Here is a 10,245-nt window from a genome sequence, read left to right on the forward strand (position 1 = left end):
ACTCGATCGCAAGGGTCTGATGATGTACGGCCAGATGACGGCCGGGTCGTGGATCTACATCGGCACCCAGGGTATCGTGCAGGGCACCTACGAGACCTTCATGGAGGCGGGTCGCCAGCACTATGGTGGCGACTGGTCGGGCAAGTGGATCCTGACGGCGGGCCTGGGCGGCATGGGCGGCGCCCAGCCCCTGGCCGCGACCATGGCCGGCGCCTCCTGCATCACCATCGAGTGCCAGCGCAGCCGCATCGAGTTCCGCCTGCGCACCCGCTACGTCGATGTCATGGCCGAGACCCTGGACGAGGCCCTGGCCCTGCTGGAGCAATCGTTCAAGGACAAGAAACCCTTGTCGATCGGCCTGTTGGGCAATGCGGCTGACCTTCTGCCTGAGATGGTCCGGCGCGGCGTTCGCCCCGATCTGGTGACCGACCAGACCAGCGCCCACGACCCGGTCAACGGCTACCTGCCTACCGGCTGGACCGTCGCCGAGTGGGAGGAAAAGCGCGACAGCGACCCCGCTGCGGTCGAGGCCGCCGCGCGTCAGTCGATGGCCGTCCACGTTCAGGCCATGCTCGACTTCCACGCCATGGGCATCCCGACCACCGACTACGGCAACAATATCCGCCAGGTCGCCTTCGACCAGGGCCTGACCAACGCCTTCGACTTCCCCGGCTTTGTCCCCGCCTACATCCGCCCGCTGTTCTGCCGTGGGATCGGCCCGTTCCGCTGGGCCGCCCTGTCGGGTGATCCCGAGGACATCCGCAAGACGGATGAGGCGATGAAGAAGCTCTTCCCTGACAACGCCGGCCTGCACCGCTGGCTGGACATGGCGGGCGAGCGCATCGCCTTCCAGGGTCTGCCCGCGCGCATCTGCTGGATCGGCCTGGGCGACCGTCACCGCGCGGGCCTGATGTTCAACGAGATGGTGGCTTCGGGCGAGCTTAAGGCCCCCATCGTCATCGGCCGCGACCATCTGGACTCAGGCTCCGTCGCCAGCCCCAACCGCGAGACCGAGGCCATGCAGGACGGCTCCGACGCCGTGTCCGACTGGCCCCTGCTCAACGCCCTGCTCAACACCGCCTCCGGCGCCAGCTGGGTGTCGCTGCATCACGGCGGCGGCGTCGGCATGGGTTACAGCCAGCACTCGGGCGTCGTCATCGTCGCCGACGGCACGCCGGAAGCGGCCAAGCGGCTGGAGCGCGTCCTGTGGAACGACCCGGCCACGGGCGTCATGCGTCACGCCGACGCTGGATACGACATCGCCAGGGACGCCGCAAAGGAACACGGCCTCAACCTGCCGTCGCTAACATGACCCTCTCCCAGCGGGAGAGGGAGACCGCGCACGGCGGCGCAGTCGTCGTCCTGGCGCGGTCGGGTGAGGGGTTACGCCCTGTCCTGCTCAAGCGCCGAACACCCTCACCCTTTCGCGCCAGAACGGATGCTGACGCATCCGTGCGCTCAAGCCCTCTCCCCACGGGAGAGGGAACCCTGACTTCGGAACGCCAAGAATGACCCACATCACCATCGGCCAGTCCCCGCTCACCCTCGCCCAGCTGCGCGCGGCCCTGAACGGCCTCGTCACCGTCAGCCTGACCCCCGCCGCCTGGGCGAATGTCGAAAAGGGCGCGGCCACGGTCGCCGCAATCCTGGCCGAGGGGCGGACCGTCTATGGCATCAACACCGGCTTCGGCCTGCTGGCCAACACCAGCATCGCGGCCGAAGATCTTGAAACCCTTCAGAAGAACCTGGTGCTCAGCCACGCCTGCGGCGTCGGCCCGCTGCTGACTGAGAACGTCACCCGCCTGCTGATGGTGCTGAAGATCGCCAGCCTGTCCAGGGGCGCCTCGGGCGTGCGCCGCGAAACGCTGGAGGCCCTGATCGCCATGGTCAACGGCGAGGTCCTGCCCTGCATCCCGTCCAAGGGATCGGTCGGCGCCTCGGGCGATCTGGCGCCGCTGGCCCATATGTCGTGCGTGCTGATCGGCGTCGGCGAGGCGCGGTGGCAAGGTCAGACGCTGGACGCCGAAACCGCCCTGGCCAAGGTCGGGCTGACCCCCGTCGTCCTGGGCCCCAAGGAGGGTCTGGCCCTGCTGAACGGCACCCAGTGCTCGACCGCCCTGGCCTTGGCCGGCCTGTTCGCAACCGAGGATGTTTTCGCCGCCGCCATCGCCGCCGGGGCCCTGTCGGTCGATGCGCTGAAGGGGTCGGACGCGCCGTTCGACCACCGCATCCACGCCCTGCGCGGCCAGCCGGGCCAGATCGCGGTCGCCGCCGCCCTGCGCACCCTGATGGCCGGCAGCGCCATTCGCGACAGCCACCGCCACGACTGTTCCAAGGTGCAGGACCCCTACTCCCTGCGCTGCCAGCCCCAGGTCATGGGCGCCGTGCTGGACGTCATGAAAGCCGCCGCCGCCACTCTGGAGCGCGAGGCCAACGCCGTGACCGACAATCCGCTGGTCTTCATCGAAGACGGAGACGTCATCTCGGGCGGCAACTTCCACGCCGAACCTGTTGCTTTCGCAGCAGATCAGATCGCCATGATCCTGTGCGAGATCGGCAACATCTCCGAGCGTCGCACCTCCATCCTGGTCGACCCGAAGATGAGCGAACTGCCCGCCTTCCTGGTCAGGGAAAGCGGCCTGAACTCCGGCTTCATGATCGCCCAGGTGACGGCGGCGGCCCTGGTCGCCGAGAACCGCATGGTCGCCCATCCGTGCAGCGTCGACACCGTGCCGACCAGCGCCAATCAGGAAGACCACGTCTCCATGGCCACACACGGCGCGCGCCGCCTGCTGGACATGGCCGAGAACACGGCGACCGTGGTCGGCATCGAGCTTCTGGCCGCTGCACAGGGACTGGAGTTCCACCGCCCCCTGACCAGTTCACCCCAACTGGAACAGGCCTACGCCATCGTGCGAGAGGCCGCCGCGCCCTATACGGCCGACCACTATTTCGCGCCGGACATAGAGCGGGCGACGGAGGGGGTGCGGGCGGGCCGCTATCGCACCTTTGCTGCGGACCTGCTGCCGTCGACCTGACGATCGACGGCGCGCGGCGCGCGTCCTAGTCCAGCGCGTAGTGCAGCAGATAGGCGCCGGTCTGGTTGGCCGAGAGACTGTTGGCGCGGATGGAATAGACCCCATCGCTCGGCAGGGTCACCGCCAGCAGGGAGTCGGTGCCCAGATCATCACCGTCGTCATTCGTGCCCAACGAGGAGCCCTGACAACCGCCGCCTTCCAGAATGGCCAGATAGGTGTCGAAATCCTCGGACTCCATCCCGGCCGTCAATTGCTGGCCCTCGCGCCCCCGAACGTCGACACAATCGTAATAGCTGCCGTCGGCCAGTTTGCGGTCGTCCTGACCCAGGCGTCCTTCCAGCGTGGTGACGTTGTCATCCGAACCGCCCTGAATGGGGGCGATGGACAAGGTGTAGCCGCCGGTCTTGTCGGCGCTCAGGCTGTTGGCGCGGATGAAATACTCGCCCTGCCCCAGTTCCAGCGCCAGATATGAATCCGTGCCCATCGAAGGGCCGTCGTCATTGGTTTCGGCCGCTTCACCGCCGCACGTCACACCGTGGCCGGCGCCGAGATAGGCGTCAAAGGCAGAGGACTTCAGGGTGATGGCCACCGACTGGGGCCGGTCGATCCTCAGCAGATAACAATCGTAATAGCTGTCATCGCCCAGGCGGGCGTCGCGGGCGTCCAGCGCCCCGTCCACAGTGTCACCCACCGCGATCCGGCTCTGCGCCGACGCGGCCGCCGGCGCGATGCAGATCAGGCTCGCGGCCCCCAGGGCCATCAGATATCGCCGCATGTTGCTCCCCCGATCAGCGATGTTTGTGATGGACCATCGCGCCGGCTGCCAATCAGGTCCAGAGTCCTCGAACAGGGTTCACCAAATTACGCACCGCTATGGCGGAACGGCCACTTGAACCCCTCGCCTCCCTGCGCGCTATCGCTGTCGTCAGGGGGGCGACGTGTGTAGTGGAGTTGAGTAATGAACAGGGATCGGATCATCGTCTGGTCGGCCGTGGCGGGTGTCGCCGTGCTGGCGATCGGCGGCCTGGGACTGGCGGCGTGGAACAGCACGGCTTCGGCTGGCGCGACTCCGACGGGTCGTCTGTTGAACATCGCCGTCGTCGCCCCGGTCGAGCCTGAGGTCCAGCCCGGCGGCGTCATGCCCGTCGGCGAACTGGTCGAGGGTTATGAACATGATCCCGCCATCCTGACAGCCTTGCACGGCGACCCGTTCGACGACGTCCATGTCGAAACCGCCTGGATCGAGCCGGAACCTGCCCTGCCCCCGCCCGTCACCGGCATGCCGGTGGTGCGCACCGATGCGCCCCAGCCGGGGATCGAACCCATCCGTCTGGACCCGCGCGACCGCAGCTATGGCTTCAATCAACCGCAGCCTGACTATGCCGCACAGCGCGCCGACCGTCAGGCTCGAATGGAGGCGATTGAGGCCCGTCAGGCCGCCGAGCCGCCGGCCTTCACGTCGGACGCCTCAGGCGCAGGCGAACTGAAGCGGGACAGCATCTTCTTCTGACGGCGCCATATCGGGCGGATCGGCCATCACGGCCTTTGCTGTCAGCACCGACGTTTGCGCCCCGCCCGGCGCGTTCTGATATCCGCGCCGCGGGCGGTGTTATGATCGCTGTCGATCCTTGAAATCGTCCGTCCCGCGCGCTGCCCGATTTGCTGGCGCGCATTGCACTGATGCACTGCACTGCACTGATTTTTTCGCCGTGCAGTGCAACGCCTGCGGCGCAAGGTCAGGGCGCCGTGCGTTGCAGCGGAGCCTTTTTCAGCGCCGCCAGATGGGTCGAGCCGGTGCAGAAACAGACCGTCCGCAACTGCCGGATGACCGTCTGGAAATGGTCCACCACCGCCTCGGTCGAGACTGTCGCCGCCTGGATCACGCCCGCCGCCTGACCCACGATGTCCGCGCCCAGACGGATCGCCTTGGCCGTGTCCACGCCGTCGCGGATGCCGCCCGATCCGATCAGCAGCGCGCTGGGACAGGCGGCCCGCGCCTCGGCGATGGCCCGCGCGGTCGGTATGCCCCAGTCCGCAAAGGCGGCGGCGTGCGCCTTGTCCGCCGCGCCCTCGGACCGCTCGCCCTCGATCAGGGCCCAGTTCGAGCCCCCGGCCCCGGCCACGTCGATGGCCGCCGCGCCCATGTCGCACAGCCGTTTCGCCGTCGCCGCCGAGATCCCGGCCCCGGTCTCCTTGACCACCACCGGCGCCTCCAGCTTCAGGATCAGCGCCTCAAGCGCCGCGCCCACGCCCCACCAGTCACGGTCGCCCTCGGGCTGACAGGCCTCCTGCAACGGGTTCAGGTGCACCACCAAGGCGTCGGCGCCGATCATCTCCATCGCCCGGCGCGCCTCGTCGACGCCAAAGCCGCGCGTCAGCTGGGCCGCGCCGATATTGGCCAGGATCGGCGTGTCCGGCGCCTTGTCGCGCAAGGTGGCGTCCAGCCCCCCGGTCGCCCCGCCCTCCAGCGCGCCGCGTTGCGACCCCACGGCCAGGGCGATGCCCAGATGCTGGGCCGCCTCGGCCAGCCGCGCATTGATCGCCTCGGCCCGCTCGGGCCCGCCCGTCATGGCGCTGATCAGCAGCGGCGCCTTCAGCCGCCGACCCAGAAAGTCCGCGCCCAGATCGATCTTGGCGTGATCCAGGTCCGGCAGCGCCTCATGAACAAAGCGCACGACGCCGAACCCGCCGTCCAGCGCATGACGACCTCCCCCCGCCAGGACGACGTCCAGATGCTGGTCCTTGCGGCGGCGGATGGGGGATTCAGGCTTCATGACGCCCCATAACGCTTCACTCGGCCCGGCGTAACGGCGACCTTACGGCTTTCGGTCGATCATCAGCGCATAGGCCCCGGTTTCACCCTGGGCGAAGCTGCCCGCGCGGACCTCGTACTCACCGTCCTCGGGCGCCGTCCACTCCAGCCGGGCATGGGTGTCCGACAGGCCGTCGTCGTCGGCCTCCAACTGGGTGTAGTCGCCGTCGTCGATCCGACCGATGCTGACATAGGCGTCGAAATCATTGGAGACGAGCGTCAGGTTCAGTTTCTCGTCCTTCTTGGCGTGCAGGCGATAGGCTTCGTAATAGCTGCCGTCCTCGGCCATGGAGTCGCCGACGCCCAGCGTCCCGCGCGCGGCGCCGCCCACCACGATGCTGCCCGGCTTGGGCTCCGGTCCCTGATCGATCAGCTCGATCGAGTACAGGCCCTTGCCATCCGATCCCAGCGGCGACGCGCGTACTATGTATTCACTGGTGTTTTCCGTCGTGTAGCTGAGACGCGCGTCCGTTCCCTCGCCCAGGCCGTCATCATCGGAGCCCAGCACCACGAACTGACCGTCGATCACCTTACCGATGGCGACAAAGGCGTCGAAATCGCCCGAGCGCACGATCACCTGAACTCTGCGACCTTCCTCGCCGCGGAAGCGATAGGCGTCGAAACCCCGATTCTCATCGTCGCGGGGATCCCGGTCGCCGATCTCGCCCGAGATGGTCGCGCCGAAGGTCAGCGTTCCGGGCGGGGGCTCCGGCGTCGCCTCCTCCAGCTTCAACTGATACGCGCCGGTTCCCTCGCTGAAGGCCCGCGCCTCGACCACATAGTCACCGGTGGCCGGCAGGGTGAAGGCGATACGCGAGTTGGTGCCCTCGGCCCCGCTATCGTCGTCCTCGGCAATGCTCTGGCGCGATCCGTTCGTCTCGCGGAACAGCTGCAGATAGGTGTCAAACGCGTCGGACGTCAGGTTGATGACCACCCGCTGCCCCTCGCGCCCCCGGAAACGCCAGGCGTCGGCGTGCTGGCCGCCCTCGTTCAGCGGCGTATCGACCGTCAGGCGACCCCGGACCGGCGTGTCGAACCGCAGGGCGGACACCGGCGCCGGCGGCGGGCCGTCCGCCACCGTCAGCGTATAGTCGCCCTCGGCCGTGGCGTTCAGGCCGGTCGCCCGGATCAGATAGTCGCCGCTGTCCGGCGCCGTGAAGATCAGGAAGGAATTCAGCCCGCCCGAGGGCGCATCGTCGTTCTTGGCCAGTTCCTCGAACACGTCCGCCTGTCCCGCGCGCCCCACCCGCAGCACCGGGTCGAAGGCCTCGCTGTTCAGACCGATGGCGAACCGCTGTCCGGCGCGCGCCGACAGGGCATAGGCGTCATAGGCCGAGCCGTCGTCCTGTTCCGGATCGGAAGAGGTCAGCTCGCCCTTCACCTCGTCGCCGACGCGGATCGTCGCCGGGCGCGGCGCCGGCGGGGCGGCCGGGCGCTCGATCAGCGACAGGGTGTAGGCGCCGGTTCCGTCGGTCCCCAGGCTGCGTGCGCGCAGCACATAGGCGCCGTCGCGGTCGGCGGTGAAGCGCAGGCGGGAATCGGTTCCTTCGCCCAGGCCGTCATCGTCGGTGGCGCGCGGCTCGCCCTCGGGGGCGCCGTTCGCGTCGGCGGCATAGACCGCCAGATAGGCGTCAAAAGCCGAGGACCGCATCACCGCCTCCAGCCGCTGGCCGGCGCGCACGGCCACGCGATAATCGTCGTAGCGCGCGTCATCATCGTCCGCGAGACGCGGATCGCTGGCGCTCAGCTCACCCTTGATGTCCGCGCCGATCGCCAGATCCCGCGCATCCTGGGCCAGGGCGGGTGCGGCGGTGACAAGCGCCAGCAGGCTGACGGAGGCGGCGATGATCGTGCGGCGCATGAGGACCCTCTTGTTCGACGGCGATCATAGACGCCGAACGGCCCCGTCTGTAAATCGCCAGCACAGCCTTCTCCCCAGACTTCCCTATCAGCGCCAGGAGCCCTCCATGACCGCAGTTCCCATCGACGGAAAGGCGTTCGCCGCCGGACTGGTGGACCGCGTCGCCGCCGCCTCGGCGCGGCTGGAGGCGGCCCACGGCGTCAAGCCGGGCCTGGCCGTCGTCATCGTGGGCGAAGATCCCGCCAGCCAGATCTACGTCCGCAACAAGGGCGAGACGACCCAGCGCGCCGGGATGCGGTCCGACACCCACCGCCTGCCCGACACGACCACCCAGGCCGAGCTGCTGGCCCTGATCGCCGCCCTGAACGCCGATGCGGGCATCCACGGCATCCTGGTCCAGCTGCCCCTGCCCGCCCATATCGAAGCGGACGCCGTGCTGTCCGCCATCGATCCGAACAAGGACGTCGATGGCTTCCATGTCGTCAACGCCGGGCGACTGGCGGTCGGCCTGCCGGGTCTGGTGCCCTGCACGCCGCTGGGCTGCCTGATGCTGCTGAAGGACGCGCTGGGCGACCTGACGGGGCTGAACGCCGTGGTCGTGGGCCGCTCGAACATCGTCGGCAAGCCGATGGCGCAGCTGCTGCTGGGCGAAAGCTGCACCGTCACCATCGCCCACTCGCGGACCCGCGACCTGCCCGCCCTGTGCCGCACCGCCGACATTCTGGTGGCCGCCGTTGGCCGGGCCGAGATGGTGCGCGGCGACTGGATCAAGCCGGGCGCGACCGTCATCGACGTGGGCATCAACCGCGTACCGTCAAAGGATCCGGACAAGGCTGCCGAGGGCAAGACCCGCGTCGTCGGCGACGTGGCCTATGCCGAGGCCGTCGAGGTCGCGGGTCGTATCACCCCCGTGCCCGGCGGCGTCGGCCCCATGACCATCGCCTGCCTGCTGGCCAATACCTACACCGCCGCCTGCCGCACGGTGGGCGCAGAGGTTGAATCGCTGGCTTGATGGCGAACCGCTAAGCGCGGATAGTCGCGACTCGAAAAGCGGCCGAGGGCCGATCGTCAGGAGACCTTCAATGGTTCGCTTCAGTCCCCGCACGGCCGGTCTGGCCGCCGTCGTCATCCTGGCCCCCGCCGTGGCGGGCTGTGGTTACAACACCATCCCGACCAAGCAGGAACGCGCCAACGCCGCCTGGGCCGATGTCCAGTCGCAGTATCAGCGCCGCGCCGATCTGGTGCCGAACCTGGTCGCCACGGTTCAGGGCGCGGCGGTGCAGGAACGCACGACCCTGACCCAGGTGGTCGAGGCCCGCGCCCGCGCGACCGGCGTCACCGTCTCGCCCGAGACCCTGAACGACCCCGCCGCCTTCCAGCGCTATCAGGCCGCCCAGGGCGAGCTGTCGCAGGCCCTGTCCCGCCTGCTGATGGTGGTCGAGAATTATCCGCAGCTTCAGGCCAACCAGAACTTCCTGGCCCTGCAGTCGCAACTGGAAGGCACCGAGAACCGCATCACCATCGCCCGGCGCGACTACAACGAGGCGGTCCGCGACTATAACACCTCGCTGCGCACCTTCCCGACCGTGATCTGGGCCAAGACCTTCCAGTCGGACGCCAAGCCGATGCAGATGTTCAGCGCCACGGCCGAGGCCCAGAGCGCGCCTCAGGTGAACTTCAACCTCGGCGCCCCCGGCGCACAACCCGGTGGGGCTGCCCCCGCCGTCGCTCCGGGCTCGACGCCGCCCGCAACGCCGGCGCCTGCCGCCCAGTGATCCCGCTGCTGGCCTCCCGGATCATCATGACACGCGCGGCCATGGCGACGCTCGCCATGGCCCTGCTGTGGCTGGCGCTATGCGTGCCCGCCTTCGCCCAGGCAGGCCCGACCTTTCCCCAGCTGACCGGCCGCATCGTCGACGAGGCCAAGCTGATCAGCCCCGAGGGTGAGGTCGCCCTGACCGAAAAGCTGGCGGCGCTGGAGCGGGACACCGGCGACCAGCTGGTGGTCGTTACGGTCAACAGCCTGCAGGACTATGAGATCGAGGATTACGGCTACCGGCTGGGCCGCGCCTGGGGCATCGGCCAGAAGGAGACCGACAACGGCGTCCTGCTGATCATCGCTCCGGTCGAGCGCAAGGTCCGGATCGAGGTCGGCTACGGCCTTGAGCCCATCCTGACCGACGCCCTGTCGACCCAGATCATCCAGACCCGCATCCTGCCGTCGTTCCGCACCGGCGCCTTCGAGGTCGGTATCACCGCCGGCGTCGACGCTATCGACGAGCAGTTGCGGCTCGATCCGGCCGAGGCCCAGGCCCGCGCGGCGGCGGTTCCGGTCGCCAAGCCCGAGGCGCCGATCTTCCCCGGCATCGTCGTGGCGCTGGTGTTCCTGTTCCTGTTCCTGGGCCTGATCGGCGGGGCTGCGGGCCGGGGCCGTCGCGGACGCGGCGACATGGCCGGCATCCTGCTGTGGGTCGCCAGCGAGGCCTTGCGCAACAGTGGCAAGGGCGGCGGTGGCGGCTGGGGCGGTGGAAGCG

At 68.7% G+C, this 10,245-nt stretch carries 9 protein-coding genes; 6 read left to right on the forward strand and 3 right to left on the reverse strand.

Features of this window, described 5'->3' with window-relative positions; all coding sequences use genetic code 11:
* A partial coding sequence (gene hutU, locus EON91_RS12550) for a urocanate hydratase (protein WP_292095303.1) occupies positions 1-1,312 on the forward strand: 1,312 nt, incomplete at its 5' end.
* Positions 1,313-1,508: 196 nt separating this feature from the next.
* Positions 1,509-3,038, forward strand: a complete 1,530-nt coding sequence (hutH, locus tag EON91_RS12555; protein ID WP_292095304.1) for a histidine ammonia-lyase — start codon at positions 1,509-1,511, stop codon at positions 3,036-3,038.
* A gap of 25 nt (positions 3,039-3,063) precedes the next feature.
* Here hutH and EON91_RS12560 read toward each other — a convergent pair whose 3' ends face one another.
* Positions 3,064-3,813: a peptidase gene (locus EON91_RS12560; RefSeq protein WP_292095306.1), complete on the reverse strand. Its 750-nt coding sequence runs from the start codon at positions 3,811-3,813 to the stop codon at positions 3,064-3,066.
* Positions 3,814-3,996: 183 nt separating this feature from the next.
* On the opposite strand from EON91_RS12560, the gene EON91_RS12565 reads away from it, so the two are divergent.
* Entirely contained in the window at positions 3,997-4,548 is a 552-nt protein-coding gene (locus tag EON91_RS12565) for a hypothetical protein (protein ID WP_292095308.1), read from the forward strand.
* Positions 4,549-4,774: 226 nt separating this feature from the next.
* Here EON91_RS12565 and fni read toward each other — a convergent pair whose 3' ends face one another.
* Together fni and EON91_RS12575 are read right to left on the reverse strand one after the other, a co-directional pair.
* Positions 4,775-5,812, reverse strand: a complete 1,038-nt coding sequence (fni, locus tag EON91_RS12570) for a type 2 isopentenyl-diphosphate Delta-isomerase (protein WP_292095310.1) — start codon at positions 5,810-5,812, stop codon at positions 4,775-4,777.
* 42 nt (positions 5,813-5,854) lie between these two features.
* Positions 5,855-7,711 carry a PPC domain-containing protein gene (locus tag EON91_RS12575; RefSeq protein WP_292095312.1) on the reverse strand — a complete coding sequence of 619 codons (1,857 nt, stop codon included), beginning with the start codon at positions 7,709-7,711 and terminating at the stop codon, positions 5,855-5,857.
* 106 nt (positions 7,712-7,817) lie between these two features.
* Here EON91_RS12575 and folD point away from each other — a divergent pair, with 106 nt between their 5' ends.
* The 3 genes from folD to EON91_RS12590 form a co-directional block, all read left to right on the forward strand.
* Positions 7,818-8,723, forward strand: a complete 906-nt coding sequence (folD, locus tag EON91_RS12580) for a bifunctional methylenetetrahydrofolate dehydrogenase/methenyltetrahydrofolate cyclohydrolase FolD (protein ID WP_292095313.1) — start codon at positions 7,818-7,820, stop codon at positions 8,721-8,723.
* Between the two features lie 70 nt (positions 8,724-8,793).
* Positions 8,794-9,486: a LemA family protein gene (locus tag EON91_RS12585; protein WP_292095315.1), complete on the forward strand. Its 693-nt coding sequence runs from the start codon at positions 8,794-8,796 to the stop codon at positions 9,484-9,486.
* A gap of 41 nt (positions 9,487-9,527) precedes the next feature.
* The coding region (locus EON91_RS12590) for a YgcG family protein (protein ID WP_292095317.1) at positions 9,528-10,245 on the forward strand (718 nt) is incomplete at its 3' end.

Origin of the sequence: Brevundimonas sp. (assembly GCF_004210735.1) — a bacterium.
Classification (GTDB): Bacteria; Pseudomonadota; Alphaproteobacteria; order Caulobacterales; family Caulobacteraceae; genus Brevundimonas.